Below are 25,972 nucleotides of genomic sequence, written 5' to 3' on the forward strand. Positions count from 1 at the left end.
GAGACCCCATCGTGCCCCTACCCGGCGCGGTCGACCTCGTCCTAGCACTCAACGCCACCAGACGCCCCCTCGCGGTCGCATCCAACTCCCCGGCAGCGATCGTCAAACGCTACCTCACCAAAATCGGCCTCCCCCGAGCCTTCGACACCATCATCGGCTGCGACGAAGTAGACGCGCCCAAGCCCGCACCGCACATCTACCTAGCCGTCTGCGCCCGCCTCGCTGTCGCGCCCGAAGACGCTGTAGCGATCGAGGACTCTCCGACCGGGGTTGCCGCCGCGCGCGCAGCCGGTATGTACGTCATCGGCGTACCATCCAAACCGGGATCCACGCTCGCGGCGGACGCTACCTACCCGAGCCTCGCCGACCCAAGGCTGCGCCGCGCGCTTTACATCCCTGATCGCAACCATCTGAGCTTCGCCAGGATCGACGCGCCCGGCGGCGGGACCGGCGTCACGCCAAGCCTCCTCTCATCCTGGGAACGCTCGCCCGTTGGAGGACGAGGTAGTGGAAGGCTTCCCATCCGGCCACGTCGGACCGTCCTTGATCGCCAGCGGACCACCCCCACGCCTGTGGGGAGGACGCCGGCAGCCGGCTACTGGCGGCGTTGCGGGCCGGACCACCCCCACGCCCGTGGGGAGGACCGCTCAAAGTCCCCGAGCGTATTCGACCCCCTTCGGACCACCCCCACGCCCGTGGGGAGGACGCAACAGGTGAGTGCGCCCAGGGAATCCCCTCCGGACCACCCCCACGCCCGTGGGGGGAGGACCGGTTGCCCGCGCACTTGGAGTCCCTCGCGGACGGAGCACCCCCACGCCCGTGGGGAGGACTTGTGGGCGAGCTGGCCGCGGTGGCGGTGGCATGGACCACCCCCACGGCCGTGGGGAGGACCGACGGATCGCCTCCCGGCTGGTCTTGCGATCCGGACCACCCCCACGGCCGTGGGGAGGACACAACACCCCGGTCGGGCTGGCGCCCGACGCCAGGACCACCCCCACGGCCGTGGGGAGGACGCGCCCGACCTCAACGACACCGCAGCCCTCGGCGGACCACCCCCACGGCCGTGGGGAGGACGCCGACCCCGACGCCGCGCTCGACAGCCACGGCGGACCACCCCCACGGCCGTGGGGAGGACTCCGCGTCGACGGTCCCTGCGCGGATGAGCCCCGGACCACCCCCACGGCCGTGGGGAGGACACTTCGCGACTTGGGACTTCACTGCTGGGTGACGGAATTGGATCGCCAGGGGCGTCGAGCGGAGATTGTCGTACCCGTGTGCTCTGCTCTTGCCCGCAATCGTTCCGCTCGCGTCGGTGAGGCCGCTGTATGAGTCATGAGGCAATTGTGGATCTTCGGATCTGGGGTAAGGAACGAGGGCTCGCCTCGCCGTATCCGTTGCTCTGGCATTTGGTGGATACAGCAGCGGTGGCCGGAGCCCTTTGGGATGGTCACCTGACCGCTGGCCAGCGACGGTTCGTCGCCAGCGGGATGGACGTCGATGAGGGTCACGCCCGGCTCCTCGTCATGCTCTGGGCCGGGCTTCACGATCTTGGCAAGGCGAGCCCGGGTTTCCAGGTGCAATGCCAACGCGCCTACGAGCCACTTCGTGCAGATCCAGCTTACGGTCTTGTTGCCGGCGGGCGGGATCTCGGTCATGACATGGCGTCACAGCTTGCGTTGGTCAAGCTACTTGGTCAGGATCGGCCGCAGGTGGGTCCGAGGAGCGGGCAGCCCGCATATCGGGTGGCGCAGATGCTTGGTGGTCATCATGGTCGGTTTCGGAGCGCCCAGCATCGTGACTTGATTGCGGGACGGCTTGGCGGGGGCAGCTGGGCGTCCCAGCGGAGCGCATTGTTTCGGACGATTACGAAGGCTGTAGGAAGCCCTGCCTCTCCGGAGCGCGTCGATCCGCGCGTCGCGGTCCTGGTCACGGGGCTGATCATTCTGGCTGACTGGCTCGCGAGTCAGGAGCACTATCTACGTGGTCAGTTGCTGTCTGTCCCCGCCGATTCGTCGGTCGAGGTCGTCGCGGCCCATCTGGCCGGTCTGTGCGGTCGGGCTACTCGGCTCCTCGATGGCGCTGGGCTGGGCGTCCCGATCCTGCGACAGCTAACTTTCGAGGAAGTCTTTCCCTTCAGACCCAACGCCTTGCAGCGGTCTATCCGTGACGAACTGCTGCCAAGGGTCGATGGGCCGGGTCTGTTGATCGTGACTGCTGCGACCGGCGACGGGAAGACCGAAGTGGCATTGATCGCGGCACGAGAGCTAGCCGAGGTCTCCGACGCCAGTGGCTTCTATTTTGCCCTTCCCACGATGGCTACCGCTGACCAGATGTACAAGCGAGTCCGGGAGTTCACGAACCGGGTCGCGGATGGACCTGCGGCGGTGACGTTGCTGCACAGTCTGTCCTGGTTGAATGCCGCGTACGAGGGGAGTCCGAAGGACGAGCCGCAGGGCGACAGCGATGTCGCTTCGAGCGACAAGTACACCTTGACGGCTGCGCCAGACTGGTTGAAGGGGCGTAAGCGCGGGCTGCTCGCTGGTTTCAGCGTGGGCACAATCGATCAGGCGCTGATGGCCGCGCTCGCTACCCGGCACAATGCGTTGAGGCTGCTCGGTCTGTCCGGCAAGGTCTTCATCGTTGACGAGGCGCACTCGTATGACGACTACATGCGTGCGGTTCTCTGCAAGCTCCTCACCTGGCTCGGTTCGATGCGCTGCTCGGTGATTCTGCTCTCCGCGACTCTGCCTGCCAGCCATGTTCACAGCCTCGCCGCTGCGTACCGACGCGGCGCAGGCCTCCCTCCAGTTCGCCTTGGACCCGTTCCCTACCCGGGATGGGTGTTCGTCCCAGCCCGCTCTGGTGGGTCATCGATTACCATCTCAACCGAGGCGCAGGCCGCTGTCGCAACCGGGCGACGCATCCCCCTGCGGCTGGATATCCGGCCGGTGCGTCACAGCAGCGGTTCCGAGACCAGCGATCCGTCTGACCGTCGGGCCGTGCTGGAAGCCGTGCTTACCCCTCTCGTGCGGGACCGCGGATACGCGGCCGTGGTCTGCAACACGGTCGATGACGCGCAGCAGACCTACGAGATGACGCGAGAGTGGACTCGGGATCGGGCCGAGGTCTACCTTCTGCACTCGCGATTCCCGTCCGGGCAGCGCGAGGAGATCACCCAACGAATCGTCGCGCTCCTCGGCAAGGACAGCATCGAACGGCACAAGAGAGTAATCGTCGTCGCGACTCAGGTGATAGAACAGTCCCTCGACCTCGACTTCGATCTGGTCGTCAGCGATCTGGCGCCGCTGGCCCAGGTGCTGCAGCGCGCGGGTCGCTGTCATCGACACGCCCGGGCGCGGCCGGCCTGGGCGCGAACACCCCGTCTGGTCATCCTCGACCCGCACCACGATGGCCGTTACGCGAAGCCACGCCGCTGGGGCGACGTCTACCACGACTACCTGCTGCGGGCGACGCACCTGCGGCTCAGCGGTGTGGAGACGATCCGGATACCCGAGGACGTCCAAGAGCATATGGAAGCCGTTTACAGCCCGACCGGCATCGTCGACCCCCAACTCAGGGACGAGCACACCGACTATCAGGTGGATGAGATGGTGGGTCGGCAGGCGGCCGAGTTGTGGACTATCCCAGACCCAAGCAGCCTCGGCGACCTTTCCCTCCTCAGCGAGTGCGAGGTCGCCGACGGGCAGGCGGCGACACGGCTGGGAGCCGATTCGGTCCGGGTGCTCTGCTGCTATCTCGACTCCGACGGTAGGCAATGGCTCGACCCTCACCGCCGGCATCCGTTACCCCATCACGGATCCGGCCTCGATGGCCGATATCAGCCTGACGACATCCGGTCGCTGCTCAAGCTGAGCATTCCCGTCCGAGAGTCCCTGATCAGCGGCTACAAACCCGACGCCGAGCGACCCGCACGATGGGACAAGACTCCATGGCTCAGCGAGCTCCATCCTCTCTGGTTCCCGATCGGACCCGCCGGAACTCATCCGATCGAGATCGGCGGTCGCCTCGTCCACCTCGACCGGGATCTCGGCCTGATCATCCGCAGAACGACCGGCCACAGGTGACGACCAGTTGCCGGCATCGCAGAGTGCTGTACTCTGTGGACGCGCGCCGCTAACCACCCATTGCCTTTCCAGGAGGTCCGAATGCAGACCCGAGCCGGGCTCGGCCTAACACTCAAGTTGCCGCAAACCACCGTCGTCCTCGTCATCGTCCTGGTGGTCCACCTCATCGTGCTAGGCATCGCCAGCGCGTAGTCCTGGCAGGGGCTGGCCGACAAGTTCCTTGTCGGCCAGCCTGCCCTCACGACCGTGAGGAAGATGACGGCAGACCGGTAGCGGCTCCACCAATTGCCGGCGCACCCCCACGAGCATGGGGAACCATCCGCAGCATATGTCATCCATCCGACAGGTGTCTTGGAGCGTCCGAACGCTTGCGGCACTGTCTGGCAGTCCTCCGCTCCGAAGGGTGAACATGGTCTCCGCCTCGTTCGATCTCCTCGTCGAGCCCTGGCTCCCCGTTCGTGCGGGTGAGCAGACGGTCTCGGTCGGACTCCGTGAGCTTTATCTACGTGCCCATGAGTTCGACGATCTTGTGGTGCCGGTGCCGCCGGCGGCGTCGGGGCTCTGGCGGATCCTCTACGCGATCACCGCTCGGCTCACCGGCTTGGACAAGCGGAGCTCCTGGGCGGAGCGTCAGGGTCATGTTCTCGATCGGCGGCGCTTCGATCCGGAGAGTGTGACCGCCTACTTTGATCAGTACCGGAACTCCTTTGATCTGTTCCACCCGGAGCGGCCGTGGTTGCAGGATCCGCGTCTGAGGTCGCAGTGCGCGAAGACGTCGGGTGTCAACAAGCTGGTCTTCGGCCGGCCAGCTGGCAACGCGCAGGTGTGGTTTGGGCACTATAACGACCTTGCTCCGCTGCCTTTGCCGGCAGCTGAAGCGGCGTGGCACCTCGTCGCTCAGCTCTACTATGGCGCTTCAGGTCGTTGCACCAGCCGGGAGGTCGACGGGCAGAAGTTCGCCAACAGCAACGCCGGACCGCTGCGATCGGCGATGTCGTACCACCCACTCGGCGGAGCTCTTTTCGAGTCTCTCGTGCTTGGCGTTCCCGGGGAGCACACGGCGAACGATGAGCCTGACCTGTGTCCGTGGGAGCGCCCTGCCCTGCTGGACCCACTAGCTCCGCCGCCAGCGCTGACTTGGCCCGGTGGGCTGTTGACCGGCCGGTTTCAGCACGCCGTCCTGTTGGTTCCCGACGAGGATGGCCGGGTCGTCACCGATGCGTACCTCACCTGGGGTAGACGCACGCCTCCGATGCAGACGCCTGATCCTTACGTGATTCGACGGTTCAGCAAGCAGGGCAGCTGGTACCAGCTGCCGGCCGACGGTTCTCGAGCGCTGTGGCGGGATGTGCCAGCGCTGCTCTGCGACATCACAGACGAAAGTCAGCGCCCGAGGATCCTCGTGAGCGCCCAGGATTTCGATGAAGGTGAGCAGCGTGTCCGCGCCTTCGGCTTCGACCAGGACGGCCAAGCCAAGGATAGGCAGTGGTTCACCTCGGTCACCCCACCGATCTTACGCTGGATGATCAAGTACGACGAAGAGGCAGCGGTTGAGAGCGTGACCGTCGTCAAAGCTGCGGAGGATGTCGGCAACGTGCTGGCCTACCTGATGAAACTGGCCTGGCAGGAGTCAACCGATGTCAAGGACCGGGTCGGGCCGTGGGTGGCTCGGGTGAAGACCCATTACTGGCCACGAGCAGAAGACCTGTTCTGGTCGCACCTGCACAACCGGACGTGGGCCACTGCCCGGAAGTCATACCGACAGCTCGGGCACGAGGCCATCGACTGGGCGACCAATGGCGAGGCTCACCTTCCCCGCTTCGCTGCCGCCATCGACAAGGCACACCACCGGCTCACCGGTAAACGCCAGAAGGGTAAGGCGAAGTGAGTACCGACACCGCGACTCCCTTGTCAATCGACATGATTGACAAGTTCGTCCAACACGTCATCGGACTGTGCGCGAACGTTCCGGAGCGGCGCTCCTCGTTGCGTCGTGGGCTCGGGCGACCACCGGAGCAGGCGTACGGCATGCACGCCACCGTCGCCCGCTGGCTGCCCCGCCAGAGCGACCGGGCGCAGGAGTACGCCCTGTACTCCGTAGCAGCCATGATTGCTGCTCAAACCCGCAGCGGTCAGCGCGGATCGGCGACAAGAATCGGCCCTGACGATCCGGCCACGGATGCGCCCGACAGCGATATCGAGGACGGCCTGGGGGACGTCGGGAACGGTCCGGAACTCGGCACCGCCCGCCAGCGGCTCTCCAGCAGGCCCAGTATCGGCACTGCGCTGGCCCGGGCGGTGAATGCTACGGCGGCAAGCCGAGGTCGTATCAGCCGCACAACCGCGGAGAAGCGGCTGCACCTGCTCGTCAGGCAGGACCTAACCGGGGTGCATCGGCAGCTACCCGGCCTCGTCCAGCACATCCGGTCCGTGGAAACGGCCATCGACTGGGTTCGGCTCATTGACGACCTGCGCAAGTGGGATCAGGAACGTGAGCTCGTCGCCAAACGGTGGCTACAAGACTTCTACCGCACTCTGAATCCCGAGAACGAGGAGCAAGCATGACCCCGGCCCGATACATCGATATTCACCTGCTCCAGAGCATCCCGTACGCCAATCTGAACCGCGACGACCTGGGCTCGCCCAAGTCGATGACCTTCGGTGGCGTCGAACGTACCCGGGTTTCCAGCCAGAGCTGGAAGCGGGCGGTCCGGCTCGCGCTGCAGGAGTCGGCCGGTGAGCAGGCGCTGCGCACCCGCCGGGTGCCGATCGAGGTTGCCTCGCGGCTGCGAAGCAAAGGCTGGTCCAAAGACCTGGCGACGTTCGCCGGTCAGCAGGTGGCGGCGAGCATCACCAGCAAAGGACTGGGGCTGGAGGCCAACGGCGGAACCTCGGTTCTGCTCTACCTGCCGGCATCGGCCCTTGACGACCTGGCCAGGATTTGCGAGGAGAACCGGGACGACCTCAGCCACGCCCAGACAGCCAAGCCGAAGACGGGCAAGTCGTCGACAAAGTCGGACCCGATCCTGCCACGTGACGAGGTCACTCGGACGATCAGTGGCCGCAACGGGGTCATCAACCTCTTCGGCCGAATGCTCGCCGACGTGCCCACCGCCCACGTCGACGGCGCGGTCCAGGTCGCTCATGCATTCACCGTGCACGGCACGAGCGCCCAGGTTGACTTCTTCACCGCCGTCGACGACCTGAACGAGGCGGCGGACGAGACCGGCAGTGGACACATGAACAGCGCCGAATTCAGTGCTGGCACGTTCTACCGCTACGCCTGCGTCAACCTTCACGACCTGACGCGGAACCTCGAGGGCGAGAAGGCGCTCGCTGCCGAACTCGCGGCAGACTTCCTCACGAACTTCATCAGTGCCATACCAGGCGCGAAGAAGAACTCCACCGCCGCGTTCACCGTCCCGGATCTCGTCTACATCGCGGTCCGCGGCGACCGCCCCGTCTCGCTCGCCAGCGCCTTCGAGCCTCCGGTGCGGGCACCCCTGGACGGCGGCTTCGGTCCGAAATCTCGGACAGTACTGTCCGAGTACGCCGGCCACATCTACCGGCTAATCGGCGAAGACGGACTCGTGCATCACGCGCACGCCCTGACCGACGAGAAGGGCCTCGATCATCTCGGCGAGCTGACGCCATCCCACGCCGCTTTGGTGAAGAACGCCATCGCACGGGCCGGGTTGCGGTGACCGGGCTGCTACTGCGGCTCGCCGGGCCGCTGCAATCCTGGGGCGATCACAGCACCTTCTCCACAAGAGACACCCGCGCGTACCCGACCCGGTCGGCCCTCATCGGATTAATCGCCTCCGCGCTGGGCCGGCGCCGCGAAGAGCCGATCAGCGACCTGACCGCCCTGGCCTTCACCATTCGGGTCGACCGAGCTGGAGCCGTCCTACGCGACTTCCACACCGTTGGCGGCGGCCTCGCCCGTGATCAGACCGTACCCACCGCTGAGGGAAGCCGCCGAGGTCCCGGTCAGGGCACAATCGTCTCGCACCGCTACTACCTCACCGACGCCGCTTTCACCGTCGCGATGACCGGTCCGCAACCGCTCGTGGACGCAATCGCCAATGCCCTTGACCGACCAGCCTGGGCTCCCTACCTTGGCCGCCGATCCTGCCCAGCCGAAGCGCCACTGCTGCTACAGGTGACGCCCGGCGATCCGGTGCACGCCCTGTACCAGTCGGTGCCGATGGCCCGGCCACCGGTGACCGGCGATACCGTACCGGTTGACTTCGTCCTCGAAAGCCCACCACCCGGCAGGGAAGACGCGTCGCAACTGACCGCCAACGACGTGCCACTCGACTTCCATCCGCACCGCCGACGCTACCTGTCCCGGTCCCTCTGGATAACCCGACAGTCCCTACCAGCCGACCTCTGCGTCGGACTGGGCGACCGCTACCTCACCGCACTCGCCACGTATCTGAAAGGAGCACCGGCGTGAACGCCTGGCTGATCCGAATCGAACCGGATCTCCGTAACCGGTCCGCCAGCCAGGACCTACGGGACATCGTCGCCATACACCAGCGGGTGATGACGCTCGTACCTGACGGCCTCGGACGCGACCCCCGACAGCGAGCCGGCGTGCTGTTCCGCATCGACCAGGAACCGACAGGTCCGGTCGTGCTGGTGCAGACCACCCTGCAACCAGATCCGAGCCGACTACCCCCACGCTACGGCCACGTTGACACCAGAGACATCGGCCCACTCCTCAAAGCAATCCACCCAGGGATGCGGGTCCGATACCGACTCGCGGCGAACCCCTCCAAACGGGCGATCACCGGACCACACGCCGGCAAAGTCGTGCCGCTGTCCGGCCCCGACGTAGAAGCGTGGTGGATCAAACGCGCCGAGACACACGGACTCGCCCTCGAACAAATGCACACCCACCCCCAGCCATCGATGATCGGCAAGGCCAAACCGATCCGGCACGCGGTGACACGATTCGACGGCACAGCCGTCGTACGGGATGTCGACCTGGTACGCGCCGCCGTGCTCGGCGGAATCGGACGAGGCAAATCGTTCGGCTGCGGCTTACTCAGCCTTGCCGCCGCCCGGTGACCGGCAACGCGCGACGACGTCTGGCTGCGCCCACCCTCGCGATGCTCCCCAGAGTCGCGGACTCTCTCAGCTTTCTCTACGCCGACGTCGTCCGAATCGTCCAAGACGACACCGGCGTCTGCGCCCAAGTCGAAACCCCAAGAGGCGTCGAACGCGTCTATCTCCCCACCGCCGCTGTCAGTTGCGTACTCCTCGGCCCCGGCACCTCCATCACACACCGGGCGCTGTCCACCTTCGCCAGACACGGCACCACCGTCGTCTGCGTCGGCGCTGGCGGAGTACGCAGCTACGCGGCCATCACCCCCGCCGGACTCACCACAAGCTGGCTTGAGCGGCAAGTCCGATGCTGGGCCGACGACACTCAACGACTGGCAGTCGCCGTGCGCATGTACGAACGCCGGTTCGGAGAAGCCGTCCCCGAAGGAACATCACTCGCCCAACTCCGCGGCATGGAGGGACAGCGAATGAAGAAGCTTTACCGCCTACTCGCCGAACACCACCGGACCGGCAAGTTCCGCCGCAATTACGACCCAGACCAGTGGGAAACGCAAGACCCGGTCAACCTGGCCCTCTCGTCCGCCAGCGCATGCCTCTACGGCGTCGTCCACGCCGCGACACTCGCCCTCGGCTGCTCACCGGCGCTCGGCTTCGTACACAGCGGCACCCAACACGCCTTCGTCTACGACATCGCCGATCTCTACAAAGCCAGGGTCACCGCCCCACTGGCCTTCTCACTCGGCAACTCCACCAATCCGGAACGCGACGCCCGGCGCAAACTCCGCGAAGAGTTCCGACTCCTCAAGCTGATGCCCACGATCATCACCGACATCCAGCACCTCCTCGACCCGGACACGGTCCGCCCAACGCCAGAACGGGGCGCCGACGTGGTCTCACTCTGGGACCCAGAACTCGGCGAGGTGCCTGCCGGCGTCAACTACGGCAGCGAGGACTAACCGCCCCATGGCCTCAATGGTCGTCCTGTCCACCACCGCCGTACCCGATCACCTACGCGGCGCCCTCAGCCGATGGATGATCGAGATAACCCCCGGCATGTTCGTCGGCACCCTGTCAGCCAAAGTCCGAGACGAACTATGGGCAACGGCAGCCGCAGTCGTCGGCGACGGAGCCGCCGTGCTCATCCACCCAGACAACACCGAACAGGGCTACTCGATCCGAACCGCAGGACAACGCCGACGCCGACCCGTCGACTTCGACGGCCTCACCCTGATCGCCATGAACCCAATGGAACCGGCGAACACCATAACCGAGGAAATCTGGCCCGAGGGCTGGTAAACGCCCAGGTCGCGAAGGGTCCTCCCCACGGGCGTGGGGGTGGTCCGAGAGCCGCGCCGCGCCGCGCGGCGACCGGGCCGTCCTCCCCACGGGCGTGGGGGTGGTCCGCGGGCCATCAGGTGGCATTCCTCGGTCCACGCGTCCTCCCCACGGGCGTGGGGGTGGTCCGCCCCGCACCGAGGTGCTGTGGTCCAACCGGCCGTCCTCCCCACGGGCGTGGGGGTGGTCCGCAGGCTCAGGCGGTCATCGACGAGATCCTCGAGTCCTCCCCACGGGCGTGGGGGTGGTCCGCTGGGCCGGCCTATGGCGCTGGTCGACCACCCGTCCTCCCCACGGGCGTGGGGGTGGTCCGCCGAAACGGCGTACCGGCGGGCCATCGCCGGCGTCCTCCCCACGGGCGTGGGGGTGGTCCGCCGACGTCGTCCGCGAGATCGTCGACCGGCTCGTCCTCCCCACGGGCGTGGGGGTGGTCCGATGGAGGGCGGCCAGCGAGGTATCAGCCCAGAGTCCTCCCCACGGGCGTGGGGGTGGTCCGGCCCTCGTCGCGGTGGTCGCCGCGGCGCTCACGTCCTCCCCACGGGCGTGGGGGTGGTCCGTCGGCGCGCCGCTGCAGGCGCGCCATGGCGGCGTCCTCCCCACGGGCGTGGGGGTGGTCCGGCGGCAACCGCCATCTCGGGCTTGCCGGCGTTGTCCTCCCCACGGGCGTGGGGGTGGTCCGGTCGACCCGTCCACCATCCACGGATACCGCAGGTCCTCCCCACGGGCGTGGGGGTGGTCCGGTCCCTGACGCCACCTCCCCGCCGCTCAGGGCGTCCTCCCCACGGGCGTGGGGGTGGTCCGGACCGGCGCGGCCGGCGCGTCTGGCGGGAGATGTCCTCCCCACGGGCGTGGGGGTGGTCCGCCGCAGCCCCCACAGCCACCGCTCGCGGATGCGTCCTCCCCACGGGCGTGGGGGTGGTCCGGCGTCTGCGCGGAAGTTGAGTGCGAGAGGGACGTCCTCCCCACGGGCGTGGGGGTGGTCCGGCGCTCAGCGTGTGCGTACCCGCCGACAGCACGTCCTCCCCACGGGCGTGGGGGTGGTCCGCTAGTGGACGTGACCGTTGTGGTCGCCACCTAGTCCTCCCCACGGGCGTGGGGGTGGTCCGCCGCCGGCGGACCGCTGGTACAACCAGCCAACGTCCTCCCCACGGGCGTGGGGGTGGTCCGGCGGCCCGCGCACTGGGCATCTCCACCCGGGAGTCCTCCCCACGGGCGTGGGGGTGGTCCGGTGCAGATGTGGCTGTCCGGCGGTGCGGTCGGGTCCTCCCCACGGGCGTGGGGGTGGTCCGGACCAGATGACGGCGGTCGCGGAGGCCGTGGCGTCCTCCCCACGGGCGTGGGGGTGGTCCGGCCAGCATGAGGCCCATGTAGATGTCGGGCTCGTCCTCCCCACGGGCGTGGGGGTGGTCCGACGCTAATCCGTGGCGCCAAACTGCCGGAGGCGTCCTCCCCACGGGCGTGGGGGTGGTCCGCCGTGGACGGCCACCACCTCCGGCGCGGTCACGTCCTCCCCACGGGCGTGGGGGTGGTCCGGGAGTCGTCCTGCTCCCACGGGTCGGCGTTCTGTCCTCCCCACGGGCGTGGGGGTGGTCCGACGGGCGGGTCGAGGTCATCCAGGCGCCACCGGTCCTCCCCACGGGCGTGGGGGTGGTCCGCACCCGGGTGATGCCGATCGGCGGTTGGAGCCGTCCTCCCCACGGGCGTGGGGGTGGTCCTACCCGGATCGCAGCGTGAACACGAAGTACTTCGTCCTCCCCACGGGCGTGGGGGTGGTCCGCGCGAGTTCGAGCACATCCGGATCGGCCGGGAGTCCTCCCCACGGGCGTGGGGGTGGTCCGCCGGGTGGCGGGGTCGTACCCGGGGGCGGAGAGTCCTCCCCACGGGCGTGGGGGTGGTCCGGCGGCGATGCTGCTGGCTCTGGCCGGCGGCGGGTCCTCCCCACGGGCGTGGGGGTGGTCCGTACACGGTTGAGCAGGCAATCAGCATCGGCGGGTCCTCCCCACGGGCGTGGAGGTGGTCCGGTGTCCCGGTCCAACTCGACCCGCCGTAAGAAGTCCTCCCCACGGGCGTGGGGGTGGTCCTAACCATGCCGGCACCGACCGGGGCGCACGTCTGTCCTCCCCACGGGCGTGGGGGTGGTCCGGCGTTCGACCGGATGGACGCCCGCGCCCGAAAGTCCTCCCCACGGGCGTGGGGGTGGTCCGATGGAACGTACCTACACCGCCACGGTGCGGGTGTCCTCCCCACGGGCGTGGGGGTGGTCCGGTCATCGTCACGATGTCCGGGACACCGGCCGGGTCCTCCCCACGGGCGTGGGGGTGGTCCGATCCGGGTCCGCCGGCTGACCGCCGGGACCTAGTCCTCCCCACGGGCGTGGGGGTGGTCCGGCGGAGGTGCTGGCGCGGGTGCGTGCGCACCGGTCCTCCCCACGGGCGTGGGGGTGGTCCGGTCGTCCACCCGTCGTCCGCGGTGCCGCCCGAGTCCTCCCCACGGGCGTGGGGGTGGTCCGTCCCACGTCCTACCGTCCGATGACGACGACCGGTCCTCCCCACGGGCGTGGGGGTGGTCCGTTGGCCGTCGCCCGCGCCGCCCAGGTGTCGCCGTCCTCCCCACGGGCGTGGGGGTGGTCCGAACCACGACGTGCTCACCGCGCCGCCGCTCCGGTCCTCCCCACGGGCGTGGGGGTGGTCCGCGGGGGATCCACCCCGGCCCGTCGGAGGAGCTGTCCTCCCCACGGGCGTGGGGGTGGTCCGTTCTGCAAGGTCGATGGCTGCCATGAGGTGGCGTCCTCCCCACGGGCGTGGGGGTGGTCCGTTGACGCTCATCGACTGGCCGCCGTTGTAGCCGTCCTCCCCACGGGCGTGGGGGTGGTCCGGAGGAGCCCGTGACCGCGACGGACTGACGCTGGTCCTCCCCACGGGCGTGGGGGTGGTCCGCCCGGCCGGACGGGCAGTGGTGGCCAGCACCAGTCCTCCCCACGGGCGTGGGGGTGGTCCGCAGGCATACGACCCCCCTCGTGGTGGTCCGGGGTCCTCCCCACGGGCGTGGGGGTGGTCCGGCTGAGATCGAGGGCGACCGCCGGCTGGAACTGTCCTCCCCACGGGCGTGGGGGTGGTCCGGGAGCGGCCCCAATTGGCTAGGTGGATCAGGCGTCCTCCCCACGGGCGTGGGGGTGGTCCGGCACCGCCGTCCACGCGGAGATGGAGAACGTCGTCCTCCCCACGGGCGTGGGGGTGGTCCGTCGCTCAGCAGACCGAGTTCGGGACCGGCCGGGTCCTCCCCACGGGCGTGGGGGTGGTCCGGTGCGGCCGTTGCCCGGCTGCGGGGCGTGGGCGGTCCTCCCCACGGGCGTGGGGGTGGTCCGTCGATCAGCTGGCGCACCCCCAGCGTCGGGGTGTCCTCCCCACGGGCGTGGGGGTGGTCCGACACCAGCGACGGCCCGTACGTCAGGTACACCGTCCTCCCACGGGCGTGGGGGTGGTCCGATGACGGCGACGCCGGCCAGGTAGGCGGCGCGGTCCTCCCCACGGGCCTGGGGGTGGTCCGACGCTGCGATCTCCGGTGTGTGCGGCGAACTCGTCCTCCCCACGGGCGTGGGGGTGGTCCGACGTCGTCGGTGTTGCGGTTCTTGTAGGCGACGTCCTCCCCACGGGCGTGGGGGTGGTCCGGTCGTCCTTGAGCCACTCGGCGCCCATCGTGGGTCCTCCCCACGGGCGTGGGGGTGGTCCGCCGGCGGCGGTCGCGGTGCGGGTCATCAGATCGTCCTCCCCACGGGCGTGGGGGTGGTCCGCTTGACAGCAAGAGGTGCGCGGCGCTGAGAGCGTCCTCCCCACGGGCGTGGGGGTGGTCCGCCGCAGAGGATCGATCCGGTGCCGGCGTCGAGGTCCTCCCCACGGGCGTGGGGGTGGTCCTTCGTAGAGGCGGACCTCGGTGATGGTGCGTTCGTCCTCCCCACGGGCGTGGGGGTGGTCCGGAGGCGTCGGTCAAGCTCCGCGTCTCACAGCTGTCCTCCCCACGGGCGTGGGGGTGGTCCGCAGGCCATCGACTGGACCCTGCCCTACAAGGAGTCCTCCCCACGGGCGTGGGGGTGGTCCGCCGGCGTTCGAGTCGATCGGACTCTCGGCTGAGTCCTCCCCACGGGCGTGGGGGTGGTCCAGGAGTACTCGGCGCGAAGACGGGCCTGATCGGGTCCTCCCCACGGGCGTGGGGGTGGTCCGGTCTCCAACTCAACGTGCAGAACGCCCTCTTCGTCCTCCCCACGGGCGTGGGGGTGGTCCGGAGCACCCGGCGGTCCGGGCGGCGGCGAGCGAGTCCTCCCCACGGGCGTGGGGGTGGTCCGGCCCCGCACTCGGCGGAGGCCCGCCGCTGGCAGTCCTCCCCACGGGCGTGGGGGTGGTCCGCAGCGGACAGCTCGGTTTGACTATGCGGCCGGGTCCTCCCCACGGGCGTGGGGGTGGTCCGTTGTAGACCAGCGCCTTGGCGAACATCTGGCCGTCCTCCCCACGGGCGTGGGGGTGGTCCGGTCTGCGACGAGGCGGAGACTGCCGTCCAGATGTCCTCCCCACGGGCGTGGGGGTGGTCCGTCCGTCACCGCCCCCCGCCCCGCACCGCCGCCGTCCTCCCCACGGGCGTGGGGGTGGTCCGCATCTATACGCCGGATCGCTACTGCGCCTCGGGTCCTCCCCACGGGCGTGGGGGTGGTCCGGTCTACGCCCGGACGCGGGTGTTGCTGATGCCGTCCTCCCCACGGGCGTGGGGGTGGTCCGGCGGGGGCGACCGGCTCCCCGTAGGCGTCCAGGTCTTCCCCACGGGCGTGGGGGTGGTCCGCACATCGAGATCATCGACTCCAAAAAGCGGCTGTCCTCCCCACGGGCGTGGGGGTGGTCCGCCGATCAGTCCGTTGGCCAAGACCGGCCAGAAGTCCTCCCCACGGGCGTGGGGGTGGTCCGCTGATGGGCATCCGCATCGACGCCGGCGAGGTGTCCTCCCCACGGGCGTGGGGGTGGTCCGCCCTCCGCGTAGCGGGCGTACGCCCACGGGTCGTCCTCCCCACGGGCGTGGGGGTGGTCCGGGTGGCCAGCATCCACGGCGTCTCGACGTGGCGTCCTCCCCACGGGCGTGGGGGTGGTCCGTCGCCGACCACCAGCAGCGGCTGAGTGCCGGTGTCCTCCCCACGGGCGTGGGGGTGGTCCGTCGTCAACCAGCGCGGGCCGGCCGGCAAAGTTGTCCTCCCCACGGGCGTGGGGGTGGTCCGGTGTGGCAGGAGGTCCTGGCCGGCAACGCGAAGTCCTCCCCACGGGCGTGGGGGTGGTCCGCCGGACTTCGGCCGCCACCTCGCGGAGATGATGTCCTCCCCACGGGCGTAGGGGTGGTCCGCTGACGGGGGGGTCCCTATGGGTTTGTCAAGGGGTCTTGGTCGGGTGGGGTTGCGGGGTTGGCCTGGTTGAGGAGTTGTTCGACGGCGCGGGGGCTGCGAAGCACGCGGAGGTCAGCGTGGGCGGCGTTGTTCGCGATCGCGGTCATGACGGTGGGCAGGCTGCGGCGTCGGTAGGTGAGGACCCAGCGCCAGAATGCCTGGTTCTCTCGGGAGCGGCGTAGCGCGCGCCAGGCGCAGCGCCAGAGGGGGAAGTCCAGCACGATGACGGTATCGGCGGCTCGTAGTCGTACGTCGAGCACGTCGTAGGGGCCGAGGTCGCCGTCGATGATCCACCGTCGGCCGCTGGTCAGCCGGTGTTGGATGTCCGCCCACTGGTTCTTGGGTGTTGGAGTGAGGTCTGGCGCCCAGAAGTGTTTGTCCAGCTCGATGACCGGCAGAGCCAGGGCGGTGCCCAGGCGGGCGGCGAGGGTCGACTTACCCGCGCCACCACGGCCGAGGATCACGACCTTCTTCATGCTGCTCGGGCCCCGGGTTGGGCGGTGGGAGCCTGGTAGAGGGCGCGGTCGCGCAGCATGGCGTGCAGGACGTCGATGCGGCGGCGGGCGAGGCAGATCAGCGCGGCGTTGTGTTTCTTGCCTTCGGCGCGCTTCCGGTCGTAGTAGGCCCGGCTGAGCGGGTCGGACAGGGCCGCGAATGCGGACAGGAAGAACGCGCGTTTGAGCTGTTTGTTACCGCCCTTCGGCGGGTGCTCACCGCGGATGCTGGTGCCCGAGTGACGGGTCACCGGCGCCAGTCCGGCGTAGGCGGCGAGGTGCCCGGAGGTCGGGAACGCGGCACCGTCACCGACTTCGAGCAGGATCCGGGCCGCGGTCCTGACGCCGATGCCGGGCATCGAGGTCAGGACCGAGGAAAGAGGGTGCGCATCAAGCATCCCCTCGACCTGCTCGGCCACCTGTTTGCGCTGTTCCAGAAGCTCACGGAGGTTGTCAGCCAGCCTGGGAAGGATGGCCTCGGCCGCGGTCGTGCCAGGCACGACGACTGTCTGGGCGTTGAGCGCGGTGAAGATCTGCTCAACCAGACGAGTACCCATGCGCGGAGCCCGGCTCTTGACGATTTCGGCCAGCTTGCTGGGGCCGGCCTTGCGCAGCCCGGCTGGGCCACCGCACCGTGCCAACGCTTCCAGCACGGCCGGGTGCTGCACCTTCGGTCCCAGCACCCGTTCCAGGGGCGGGTGGATCTGGGTGAGCAGGCCACGGATGCGGTTGGCGACGCGGGTGACCGCGCCGGCTAGGTCGTCGTCGTAGCCGACCAGGACCTCCAGTTCGGCGAGAGTGTCATCGCCAGTGTCGACCCGGCGCAGCGTGTGCGGCAGCGTCCGGGCCGCGTCCGCGATCACGTACGCGTCGCGGGCATCGGTCTTCGCGGTCCCCGGGTGCAGGTCCGCAAGCCGGCGCATGACCAGACCGGGCAGGTAGCCAACCTGGTGCCCGCAGGCGCGGGCAACCACGACGGGCAGGGCGCCAATCGAGGCGGGCTGGTCGACCACGGCCAGGAGCCGGCCGTGCCGAGCGAGCTTGTCAAACAGTTTGCGCAGCCCAGCCTCCGTGTTCGGCAGCGCCGCGTCGTGCAGTCGTTTGCCCGCGGGATCCAGCGCGACCGCATGGTGGTCGGACTTGCCGACGTCCAAGCCCAGGAACACGCCGTACTCGTTGTGCACGCCTCGCCTCCCATGGTCCATCACAGGCTCGGTCGCTGGCCACAGCGTCGGACTGCCGGCATCCACGTTACGGAGAGACCTACCCGAGGGTGGCCGGGTCCCTATCAGCGGTCCGCCGACGCCACCCGGTCCGGCGACAACACCCCCCGGATCATGCGTACGACAGGGACAGTAAGTCATACCGGACCGAGCGACCGAGCAGTCCCCATCGGGGACGATCAAAAAGGTAACGGGGGGAGCTGTGGCGGAAGAAGTCGTCCTCCCCACGGGCGTGGGGGTGGTCCGTGTAAACAGATCATGGAACCCGCACCTGCGAAGTCCTCCTTACGGGCGTGGGAGTGGTCCGGGCGAGCCGGTCGGCGAGCGGCTGATCTACGCGTCCTCCCCACGGGCGTGGGGGTGGTCCGTTCGCCGGGCCGGGTGGCGCGGTGATGGTGGTGTCCTCCCCACGGGCGTGGGGGTGGTCCGCCGCCGGGCCTCGGAGCGAGCGCTGATGGACCGTCCTCCCCACGGGCGTGGGGGTGGTCCGTTCCGGGTGGTCATCACCGACTGTTCTCGCCGACTTGTTCGGGCCCCACTGCTCCATCGATTCCTGGACCCGCCACCTCGAATTCAGAAACCTGCGGCCCCACATCAGCGTCGATGGCTGGCGGCGTCATCGCGGCCCCACCGGTTCGCGTCGCTCAGCGTCGAGTTGCTGCCGCGCCGGTCTTCGACCGGCTTGCCACCGAACCGCCGGCTGAAGGCGTCGCTGGTCGTAGCGCAGCTCGGCGGCGTCGGCGGGTTGGTGGCGGGGTTGGTGGGGTTCCGCCGGCCCGAACTATGGCCGTTCCGGCCTCTGGGACTGGTGGAGCCAACTGGAGCTGGAGCCTCCATCGAGACATGGACACACCCCGAAGCTGGAGGGGCCAGAACTTGCTGGAGAGGTGGGGCCCGAAAGGCCCGGAGAGAACAACCGACGATGGCACCTTGTCCTCCCCACGGGCGTGGGGGTGGTCCGGATGTCGTCGCGGCACATGCCGTACCGGGTGCGTCCTCCCCACGGGCGTGGGGGTGGTCCTGCACCGGAGCACGTCGGGCCGGTTGACGGTGAGTCCTCCCCACGGGCGTGGGGGTGGTCCGCAACACGCCCAAGGCGACGTGGAACCCCGGCTGTCCTCCCCACGGGCGTGGGGGTGGTCCCGCGCGGCAGCCGGCCTGCACGGGAAGCTACCTGGATGGCAGTGCGACCCTTTGCTCGATCATGAGACGCCGAGAAGCCGACGATTTTGCCGGAGGTGGGATGTTCTGTTTGCCCCCGGCAGGGCACCGACCCGCGTTTTCGGGGCGACCGGCGTGCGCATGGCTACGCCAACATGACATCCATATCAGCCACGGGCGGATATGAGAGTTTGGTTCGTGTTGGGCCGCCGACACAAACCCTCGCGCTGATGGGCGGGTGGCCTGTTCTGGATGATCATCGCCTTCTAGCTGCCCCAGATGATGCTGGTTTGACTAGATCCACCGCGGCCTCAATAACTAACTTAGACGGGCATAAGGGACGTGATGATGCTTGGCTAGCCGCTGGGACGACTACGGATCGTCTCAACACCTGCCCTCGACCGCTGTGGGCACACTGATCGCCTGCGTCTTCATCGTCGGGTCGTAGGGCGTCGTGATCGTCAGGACATTGGGCACGTTTTGAAGGCTCAGGGCGTGCTGTATGTCCTTACGATCTTGCTATCGGGTTGGGGTGCGGGTGACGAAGGCTCGCCAGGCCGACGGAGCGAAGGCAAGGGTGCCGCCGTCGCGGTCCTTTGTGTCCCGAACGAGCACGACCCCGCCCAGATTGTCGGCAACCTCCACACAGTCCCCGCCGTTGTTGCCGCTCCTGCTGCTCTTGCGCCAATGCGCGCCGCTCACGTCCATGATGCCGCCGCTTCCCTGATCAGGTCGAGGGATTGCGCTCGGGGTAGGGCCTCTCCCCGGATCCGTTCCCATCGTCGGTCAAGGGTAGCAATCTCCATTGGCTTCTCCAGGATCTGCGCTGGCGCCTGACCGTCGACGTGCGCGGCCCGCCCGCCTTCGGGTAGGTCAGCGACGGTGAACGGACCGCCGAGCCCCGGGTACATCCCCACCGACGTGGGCACCATGTGCACCTGGACCGACGGCAACTCCGCGCAGTTGGCCAGGTACTCACACTGTTCCCGCATCAATGCGCGATCGCCATAGGCAGACCGGTACAGGACGCCGGCGTCGATGACGGCGATCAGCAGCGGTGGCCGTTCCCGGCGCAGGATGGACTGACGGTTGATCCGAGACATCGCGAGGTGGTCTACCTCTTCGGCGGTCAGCGCCTCGCCGGCCAGCGTTGCCCGCGCGTATGCCTCGGTCTGAAAGAGTCCGGGCACCCAGGCCAGTTGGAAGCTCCGCAGCGCGATCGCCACTCGCTCGATATCAGCCCACTGCCGGAACCATGACGGCCCTCGCCTTCTGGAAGTGTCCGGCCAAATGTCCTCAACCTCTCGGCCGAGGGCTTCGGCGGCGCGGGCTCGGGTGCGGGGGTGCGGCACCCGCCCCGGCACCAGCCATCGCCCGGCGGTCTTCGGATCGACTCCTACCTTGGCTGCGAGCGATTCGACCGTGTGGCCCGCCTCCGCCATCGCCGCGCGTAGTGCCTGATTCATCGTCCCTCCCTTGAGGACGTTCGGAATATCTCCGAACCATATCGCAACGCTGTGTATGTGTCTGCCTACGGAAGCGACGATCTGTGAATCCGTCGCTGAGGGAGGCGCCCCGTGCAGACCAGATCGAACCCTTCAATCGACTTGCACCGCCGGGACTGGCGCCGGCTGTGGCGGTACTGCCGATGCGGCTACCGCTGGCGCTGTCCCCAGCGGCACCTGGTCTCCCGGCCCGCTCCGGTGCCGGGACCGACGCCGGCACCGGGGCTCGTGCCGGTGCCGGTGGCGGTGGTGGAGCCGACGCCGGAGCCGGCATACTCGTCGCCGGCCCGGGTCCGACCGGTCAATCGTGGGCCGTTGTATCCGGACCAGCGCGCCGAGGTGGCTCGGGAGGTCCGGGCCGCCGCCTGGCTGAGGCGGAAGGCGTCGTGAACCGCCGCCCGCCGGCCCGTCCGCATGTCCCGCAACGGCCACTCTGGCTGTGTCGCAACTGTGCTCAGCCGTGGCCCTGCGGCCAGGCGAAGATCGAGCTGCTCCGCGAGCACGCCAACGACCCGACCTATCTGCGGATCTACCTGTGCGGCCAACTGCACGAGGCGCTGCGGGACCTGCGTGCGCTGCGCCCGGACGACCGTTTGCCGACCCCGGCCGAGACCTTCAACCGGTTCCTGTCCTGGGTCGCCCCTGAGGGCCGCCGAGGCCCCGTCTCCCGGCCGCGCTACAGCCGGCGCTCGATCTGACCGCGCGGACCGGCCCGTTTACCGCTCATGCCGAACATTACCGCTGACCAGGCCAACTACTCTCAGTGGTTGTGGATGGGACGGCGTGTCGTCCACAGCCGAAATCCGCTACTTTCCCGGGTCGCCAGCCGCCGGCCAGGCTCGCTGGCATGACTGCCCCCGGACAACCAACCCTGACAGTCCGCTCCACGGCCGACCTCATCGCCGCGGTGCCCTACCTGATCGGCTTCCACCCGACCGAGAGCGTGGTGGTGGTCGCGATGCGCGGAGCCCGGGTCGTCTTCGCCGCCCGAGGCGACCTTCCGGACGGCGGGCCGCCCGGCGAAGTCCGAGAGATCGCCGACTACCTGGTGGCCGTCGTCGCAGCGCAGGACGCGGAGACGGTGACGGTGCTCGGGTACGGCCCGCCGGAGCGGGTCACCCCGGTCATCGACGCCGTCCGAGCCAGCTTCGCCCGGGCCAGCGTCGGAGGCACGCCCCCGGGCAGGGAGAGCGCCAGCGGAGCGCCACTCGGAGGAACGCCTCCGGGCGGAGCGACCCTGGGCGGGAGGAGTGCCGGCCGGGTCGGTCCGGAGCTGGTGGACGCGCTGCGGATCACCGACGGCCGGTACTGGTCCTACATCTGTGACAACCCGGAATGCTGTCCACCCGAGGGCACCGCGGTCGACGTCTCGGGCAGCCGGTTCGCCGCCGAGGCCACCCTCGCCGGGCAGGTAGCGCTCCCCGACCGGGCCGCCCTGATCGATCAGGTGGCACCGGTCGACGGGCTGGGCCGGCTCGGCATGCGGCAGGCGACCGACCGCGCCGAGGAGCGGTTGGTCGAGGTGCTGGAGGCGGCGCCGCCAGCGGACGTGCTCGGCGGCCGTACCCTGCGCCGGGTCGGTGAGGCGGCGGTCGACGCGGCGATGGCCCGGCACCGCCAGGGCGGTCTGCTCACCGACGACGAGGTTGCCTGGCTGAGCCTGCTGCTGACCCACATCCCGGTCCGCGACCTGGCCTGGGAGCGCTGCGACGGCGACGACTGGCAGATCGCGCTCTGGGCGGACGTGCTCCGACGCGCCGAGCCGGGACTGGCGGCGGCGCCCGCGAGCCTGCTCGCCTTCGTCGCCTGGCGGTCGGGACAGGGCGCCCTCGCCGCGGTCGCCCTGGATCGCGCCTTCGACGCGGAACCGGACTACTCGATGGCCATGCTCCTGGCCGACGTGCTGCACCGCGGGTTACCACCATCCACCCTCGACGATTGGCCGACTGTCCGGCGGTCCGCGTCCGGCCGCGCCCGCCCGGACACCCGCCGTCGGGGTCACGGCCCAGGTAAGGACGGCAGAGGTCGCGGCGGTGCGGGTGCGGGCGGGACGCGTCGCGGCGGCGAGGGCAGTGGTGGCACTACGGGCGGTGGCGGTCCGATGGGTGGTGGCGGTCCGGCGGGTGGTGGCGGCCGTAGTGGCGCACTGCGCGGTGGGTCGGGTGGTCGGCGACGCAGCCCGAACCGGCAACCGAGGCGCTCACCGTGACCGCCAGCCGACGATCCCGGCGACTGTCAGGCCGCCGGTCCGACCAGGTCCCACCGGTTGCCGCTGATGTCGAGGAAGACGGCGACCTGCCCGTACGGCTCGGTGCGCGGTGCCGTCACGAAGGTGACCCCGGCGCCGGTCATCCGCTCGTGAGCGGCGGCGAAGTCGTCCACCCGCAGGAAGAAGCCGACCCGGCCGGCGACCTGTTCCCCGATCGCGTCGCTCTGCCGTTCCCCGTCGGCGCGGGCCAGCAGGAGCCCGGTCCCGCCGCCCGGCGGCCGGACCACCACCCACCGCTTCGGCCGGCCGTCGTTGGTAAGCGACGGCGAGTCCTCGACCAGGTCGAACCCGAGCGCCTCGGTGAAGAACTCGATGGCGGGGTCGTAGTCGGCCACGATCAGCGCAACCAGGTCAAGCCGCATCCGAGGAGACTAGCCGGGCCGGGCGCGGCGGGCCGGTCAGACGGTGACCCGGGCGGTGCCGGTGTAGACGTTCATCGTCGCGCCGCGCAGGAAGCCGACAAGCGTCATGCCGGCCTCGGTGGCCAGGTCGGCGGCGAGGGTGCTCGGCGCGGAGACGGCGGCGAGCAGCGGGATCCCCGCCATCCACGCCTTCTGGGTCAGCTCGAAACTGGCCCGGCCGGAGACCAGCAGCAGGTGACCGGCGAGCGGCAGCCGATCTTCCCGGGCCGCCCAGCCGATCACCTTGTCGACGGCGTTGTGCCGGCCCACGTCCTCGCGCAGTACCACCAGTTCGCCGGCCGACGTGAACAGGCCGGCGGCGTGCAGACCGCCGGTGCGGTCGAAGCCGCGCTGAGCCGCCCGCAGCCGGTCGGGCAGGGCGGCCAGCGTCGCCGCCGGCACGGTAAGTGGGTCACCCGCCACGTCGAACCCCGATCGGGTACGCACAGCGTCGATGCTCGCCTTGCCGCAGACGCCGCACGAACTGGTGGTGTAGAAGTTCCGGGCCGGATCGGTGAGCGGCGGCGGCACCCCGGCCGAGAGCACCACGTCGACCACGTTGTAGGTGTTCGGGGTGTCGGTGCCGGCGCACAACTGGGCGGTGTGCACGTCGTGGGCGGTCCGGATGATCCCCTCGGTCAGCAGGAACCCGATCGCCAGGTCCAGGTCGTCCCCGGGGGTCCGCATGGTGACCGCGAGCGGCTGCCGGCGTCCCGGCGCGGCCGGGCCGACCCGGATCTCCAGCGGCTCCTCGGCTGCCAGGGTGTCCGGCCGGCGCACCGCGACCCGGCCGCCTTCCGACCCCTCGGCCAGGTCGATCCGCAACACCGTACGCCGGTCAGAGGCCCGTCCCATGGCTCCATCCTGCCCCCGCCGCCGGATCGACCGGCCCGGACTGACGGGGTCTGCAGGTTGATGTCCGGTTCGCTGTGTTTCGGCAGGGGGGTGCCGTGAGAGAGTTCTGACCATGGTCATCGACCTCGGGCTGGATCGGCAGCCGCAGCCGCCGGATCCGCCGCGCGGCTGGTGGTGGTCGCGGCGCCGGCTACGCCCGGTCGCGCTGGGCGCCTGCGGGCTCCTGCTGCTCGGGCTCGCCGGTTCGGTACCGGTCCCACCGCCGGTGCTGCGTCAGGTGGCCGCCCACCCGATCGACGCCCGCGACCTCGTGGTGATCGGCGACCGGTTGCTGGTGACCTCGATCGACCCCGGTGCGGACCGGGCCGCCCGATGGCTGCTCTCGGCGTACGAGATGCCCACCGGCCGGCACCTGTGGACAACGCGGTACCAGTCACCGACCGGCGAGCTGACCCGGGTGCGGCGGGCCGGCGACGTCGTGTTGGTCAACGGGCGGCCGAATTCGGCCGGGGCGGCGTCGACGATCGTGCTCGACGCGACCACCGGCCAGACGAGGTGGATCGCGCCGGCCGCCCTGGTGATCGCCGGGGACGGCGTAACCGGAGTGGTCACCGAGACCGACGGGCCACCCCAGGCCACGGACAACGCGGCGAACGGCGACCGCGCCACCGACAACGGTGTGGACGAGGGCGGCGGCACCACCGCCGACGTGATCAGCGGGACCGCCGGCCCGTCGGACGGGACCGCCGGTGGGGCGGCGGACGCCACCAGTGGCCGGGCCCAGACGGTACGGGGACTGGATCTCGCCACCGGCCGGGAGCTGTGGCGCACCGTCACCGCCCTCGGTACCGCGGTCCTGGCCGCACCGGACGGCCGGGTGTTGCTGCTGGACCAGCGCGGCCGGGCCCACCTGCGGGCGGCGCGGGACGGCCGGGTCGAACTGGCCCGGACCGTCTCCGACGGCGGCTCACCGGTGATCCTCGGCGACAGCCTGTTGCTGCGCGACCGGCGCGGCGGCGAGCCCGGAGTGGTCGCGTACGACCTGGCCACCCTCGACGAGCGGTGGAGCCGGGGCATCCCGGATGGTCTCGGCCGGCTGACCGAGTGCGGACCGCTCATCTGCTTCCCGGCCGACCGGAGCATCCTGGCGGTGGACCCGGCCACCGGCGCGGCCGCCTGGCAGCTGGAACAGACCGACCTCGTCGTCGACTTCGGCAGCTACCTGGTCACCTTCGAGGTGGGTACGAGTGGGAACGGCACCGCCCGGATCGTCCACCCGACCACCGGCCGGACCATCGGACCGCTCAGCGACTGGGAGACCGCGCTGGACGGGCGTGGCGACTCGGCGTTCCTCGGGGTCCGGTCGGGCGCCGACGGGCGGACCTGGTTCGCCGTCCTGCCGCCGCCGGCCGACGCGCTGCGGGTGCTCGGCACCGTGCCGCAGCGGGTCACCGGCTGCGTCGGCGGCACGGCCAACATCGTCTGCCGCAACGGCACCGGCTCGCTCGCCATCTGGCGCTACCGGACCTGAGCCCACCCGGGCCGGGCGGCTCAGGCCGGGGTGGGGAAGCCGTACCTGATCGCGTGGTCGGGGTCGGCCGGGTCGATCTGCCGCAGCCCCTCGTCGGCCAGCCGCTTGTTGATCTCCTCCAGGTGGTCCCGGACGAGCTGGGCCTCCTCGTCGGTGGTCCGGCCCCGGTGCGGCTTGCCGGCGTGCTCCAGGGTGGCGTAGTCGATCTTCTCGGCGGCCTTGCGGGGGGTCTTCGGCGGCCGGACCCGCTCGGCGGTACGCAGCAGCTGCGCCATCGGCACGTCGGTGGCCAGGGCGTCGAACTCGCTGGCCGTCAAGACCACCCGGCGCGGCTCGCCGCCGCCGTGCGCGTCGTACAACTCGACCACCGCCACGTCCAGGGCGGCGTCGTCGATGCTCTCCACCTCGGCCGGAGTGGCCTCCAACCGGACCGGGCCGACCACCAGGTCGGGGTGCTCCAGCACGACGATGCCGACCACCTCGTCGTCGGAGCCCAGCACCTTGCCGCTCAGGTCGGAGACATGAACCGTCTTCTTGCCCATCCGGGAACCTTCTCCTGTCGCCGCTGCCGGTGGCCCGGCTCGCTGCCACCGGACCGGGAGAAGAAGTTACCCGACAGGTGTG

18 protein-coding genes, 1 pseudogene and 3 CRISPR repeat arrays are annotated in these 25,972 nt (G+C 69.8%); of the genes and pseudogenes, 12 read left to right on the forward strand and 7 right to left on the reverse strand.

Annotated features, from left to right (window positions below):
* Window positions 1–554 precede the first annotated feature (554 nt).
* Window positions 555–1,196: a CRISPR direct-repeat array (repeat unit 28 nt; unit sequence GGACCACCCCCACGGCCGTGGGGAGGAC).
* 147 nt (window positions 1,197–1,343) lie between these two features.
* The 8 genes from cas3 to cas2e all read left to right on the forward strand — a co-directional run bounded on the left by cas3 (window position 1,344) and on the right by cas2e (window position 10,454).
* Window positions 1,344–4,085 (forward strand): CRISPR-associated helicase Cas3', encoded by a 2,742-nt coding sequence (gene cas3, locus O7627_RS00005; protein WP_278091429.1) that lies wholly within the window; start codon window positions 1,344–1,346, stop codon window positions 4,083–4,085.
* Between the two features lie 409 nt (window positions 4,086–4,494).
* Window positions 4,495–5,973, forward strand: coding sequence for a type I-E CRISPR-associated protein Cse1/CasA (gene casA / locus O7627_RS00010; protein ID WP_278098090.1), 1,479 nt, complete (start codon window positions 4,495–4,497; stop codon window positions 5,971–5,973).
* Window positions 5,970–6,650, forward strand: a complete 681-nt coding sequence (gene casB / locus O7627_RS00015; protein WP_278091430.1) for a type I-E CRISPR-associated protein Cse2/CasB — start codon at window positions 5,970–5,972, stop codon at window positions 6,648–6,650. The genes casA and casB overlap by 4 nt, the downstream gene beginning before the upstream one ends.
* Window positions 6,647–7,789, forward strand: a complete 1,143-nt coding sequence (cas7e, locus tag O7627_RS00020; RefSeq protein WP_278091431.1) for a type I-E CRISPR-associated protein Cas7/Cse4/CasC — start codon at window positions 6,647–6,649, stop codon at window positions 7,787–7,789. The genes casB and cas7e overlap by 4 nt, the downstream gene beginning before the upstream one ends.
* The gene (gene cas5e, locus O7627_RS00025; RefSeq protein ID WP_278091432.1) at window positions 7,786–8,544 is read left to right on the forward strand and encodes a type I-E CRISPR-associated protein Cas5/CasD; all 759 of its coding nucleotides are present in this window, start codon (window positions 7,786–7,788) and stop codon (window positions 8,542–8,544) included. Before cas7e ends, cas5e begins: the two co-directional genes overlap by 4 nt.
* Window positions 8,541–9,161: a type I-E CRISPR-associated protein Cas6/Cse3/CasE gene (gene cas6e, locus O7627_RS00030; RefSeq protein ID WP_278091433.1), complete on the forward strand. Its 621-nt coding sequence runs from the start codon at window positions 8,541–8,543 to the stop codon at window positions 9,159–9,161. The genes cas5e and cas6e overlap by 4 nt, the downstream gene beginning before the upstream one ends.
* On the forward strand, window positions 9,158–10,114 hold the full coding sequence (cas1e, locus tag O7627_RS00035; protein ID WP_347404625.1) for a type I-E CRISPR-associated endonuclease Cas1e: 957 nt from the start codon (window positions 9,158–9,160) through the stop codon (window positions 10,112–10,114). Before cas6e ends, cas1e begins: the two co-directional genes overlap by 4 nt.
* Window positions 10,115–10,121: 7 nt before the next feature.
* Window positions 10,122–10,454, forward strand: a complete 333-nt coding sequence (gene cas2e, locus O7627_RS00040) for a type I-E CRISPR-associated endoribonuclease Cas2e (protein WP_278091435.1) — start codon at window positions 10,122–10,124, stop codon at window positions 10,452–10,454.
* Window positions 10,455–10,472: 18 nt separating this feature from the next.
* A CRISPR array of direct repeats spans window positions 10,473–15,869; the repeat unit is 29 nt; unit sequence GTCCTCCCCACGGGCGTGGGGGTGGTCCG.
* Window positions 15,870–15,884: 15 nt separating this feature from the next.
* On the opposite strand, the gene O7627_RS00045 is transcribed toward cas2e, so the two are convergent.
* From O7627_RS00045 to O7627_RS00060, 4 genes are all read right to left on the reverse strand, one after another.
* Window positions 15,885–16,385, reverse strand: a complete 501-nt coding sequence (locus O7627_RS00045; protein WP_278091436.1) for a hypothetical protein — start codon at window positions 16,383–16,385, stop codon at window positions 15,885–15,887.
* Window positions 16,382–17,608, reverse strand: coding sequence for an IS110 family transposase (locus tag O7627_RS00050; protein WP_278098091.1), 1,227 nt, complete (start codon window positions 17,606–17,608; stop codon window positions 16,382–16,384). Before O7627_RS00050 ends, O7627_RS00045 begins: the two co-directional genes overlap by 4 nt.
* A gap of 950 nt (window positions 17,609–18,558) precedes the next feature.
* A CRISPR array of direct repeats spans window positions 18,559–18,769; the repeat unit is 28 nt; unit sequence GTCCTCCCCACGGGCGTGGGGGTGGTCC.
* 537 nt (window positions 18,770–19,306) lie between these two features.
* Window positions 19,307–19,495 carry a DUF397 domain-containing protein gene (locus O7627_RS00055; RefSeq protein ID WP_278091437.1) on the reverse strand — a complete coding sequence of 63 codons (189 nt, stop codon included), beginning with the start codon at window positions 19,493–19,495 and terminating at the stop codon, window positions 19,307–19,309.
* Window positions 19,486–20,253 carry a helix-turn-helix transcriptional regulator gene (locus tag O7627_RS00060; RefSeq protein ID WP_278091438.1) on the reverse strand — a complete coding sequence of 256 codons (768 nt, stop codon included), beginning with the start codon at window positions 20,251–20,253 and terminating at the stop codon, window positions 19,486–19,488. Before O7627_RS00060 ends, O7627_RS00055 begins: the two co-directional genes overlap by 10 nt.
* A 111-nt stretch (window positions 20,254–20,364) precedes the next feature.
* On the opposite strand from O7627_RS00060, the gene O7627_RS00065 reads away from it, so the two are divergent.
* The 3 genes and pseudogenes from O7627_RS00065 to O7627_RS00075 all read left to right on the forward strand — a co-directional run.
* A complete protein-coding gene (locus O7627_RS00065; protein ID WP_278091439.1) occupies window positions 20,365–20,682 on the forward strand; it encodes a hypothetical protein in 318 nt (105 codons plus the stop codon).
* On the forward strand, window positions 20,679–20,990 hold the full coding sequence (locus O7627_RS00070; protein WP_278091440.1) for a hypothetical protein: 312 nt from the start codon (window positions 20,679–20,681) through the stop codon (window positions 20,988–20,990). The genes O7627_RS00065 and O7627_RS00070 overlap by 4 nt, the downstream gene beginning before the upstream one ends.
* A 149-nt stretch (window positions 20,991–21,139) precedes the next feature.
* Window positions 21,140–22,246 (forward strand): annotated as a pseudogene (locus O7627_RS00075) (DUF4192 domain-containing protein); the annotation flags it as partial.
* 281 nt (window positions 22,247–22,527) lie between these two features.
* On the opposite strand, the gene O7627_RS00080 reads toward O7627_RS00075, so the two are convergent.
* Window positions 22,528–22,923, reverse strand: a complete 396-nt coding sequence (locus O7627_RS00080; RefSeq protein ID WP_278091441.1) for a VOC family protein — start codon at window positions 22,921–22,923, stop codon at window positions 22,528–22,530.
* Between the two features lie 36 nt (window positions 22,924–22,959).
* Entirely contained in the window at window positions 22,960–23,817 is an 858-nt protein-coding gene (gene fdhD, locus O7627_RS00085; protein WP_278091442.1) for a formate dehydrogenase accessory sulfurtransferase FdhD, read from the reverse strand.
* Between the two features lie 112 nt (window positions 23,818–23,929).
* On the opposite strand from fdhD, the gene O7627_RS00090 reads away from it, so the two are divergent.
* The gene (locus tag O7627_RS00090) at window positions 23,930–25,348 is read left to right on the forward strand and encodes a PQQ-binding-like beta-propeller repeat protein (protein WP_278091443.1); all 1,419 of its coding nucleotides are present in this window, start codon (window positions 23,930–23,932) and stop codon (window positions 25,346–25,348) included.
* Between the two features lie 20 nt (window positions 25,349–25,368).
* Here the strand turns inward: O7627_RS00090 and O7627_RS00095 are convergent, their stop codons facing one another.
* Complete coding sequence (locus tag O7627_RS00095) at window positions 25,369–25,890, reverse strand: hypothetical protein (protein ID WP_278091444.1); 522 nt, start codon at window positions 25,888–25,890, stop codon at window positions 25,369–25,371.
* Between the last annotated feature and the right edge of the window lie 82 nt (window positions 25,891–25,972).

The sequence above is a fragment of the Solwaraspora sp. WMMD1047 genome, from assembly GCF_029626155.1.
GTDB lineage: Bacteria > Actinomycetota > Actinomycetes > Mycobacteriales > Micromonosporaceae > WMMD1047.

Coding starts and splice junctions, on each gene's coding strand:
- O7627_RS00080 (WP_278091441.1), bottom strand. CDS start 22,923: ATGCGGCTTGACCTGGTTGCGCTGATCGTGGCCGACTACGACCCCGCC.
- O7627_RS00090 (WP_278091443.1), top strand. CDS start 23,930: ATGGTCATCGACCTCGGGCTGGATCGGCAGCCGCAGCCGCCGGATCCG.
- O7627_RS00055 (WP_278091437.1), bottom strand. CDS start 19,495: ATGGACGTGAGCGGCGCGCATTGGCGCAAGAGCAGCAGGAGCGGCAAC.
- O7627_RS00095 (WP_278091444.1), bottom strand. CDS start 25,890: ATGGGCAAGAAGACGGTTCATGTCTCCGACCTGAGCGGCAAGGTGCTG.
- O7627_RS00060 (WP_278091438.1), bottom strand. CDS start 20,253: ATGAATCAGGCACTACGCGCGGCGATGGCGGAGGCGGGCCACACGGTC.
- O7627_RS00050 (WP_278098091.1), bottom strand. CDS start 17,608: ATGGACCATGGGAGGCGAGGCGTGCACAACGAGTACGGCGTGTTCCTG.
- casA (WP_278098090.1), top strand. CDS start 4,495: ATGGTCTCCGCCTCGTTCGATCTCCTCGTCGAGCCCTGGCTCCCCGTT.
- O7627_RS00045 (WP_278091436.1), bottom strand. CDS start 16,385: ATGAAGAAGGTCGTGATCCTCGGCCGTGGTGGCGCGGGTAAGTCGACC.
- fdhD (WP_278091442.1), bottom strand. CDS start 23,817: ATGGGACGGGCCTCTGACCGGCGTACGGTGTTGCGGATCGACCTGGCC.
- cas2e (WP_278091435.1), top strand. CDS start 10,122: ATGGCCTCAATGGTCGTCCTGTCCACCACCGCCGTACCCGATCACCTA.
- cas7e (WP_278091431.1), top strand. CDS start 6,647: ATGACCCCGGCCCGATACATCGATATTCACCTGCTCCAGAGCATCCCG.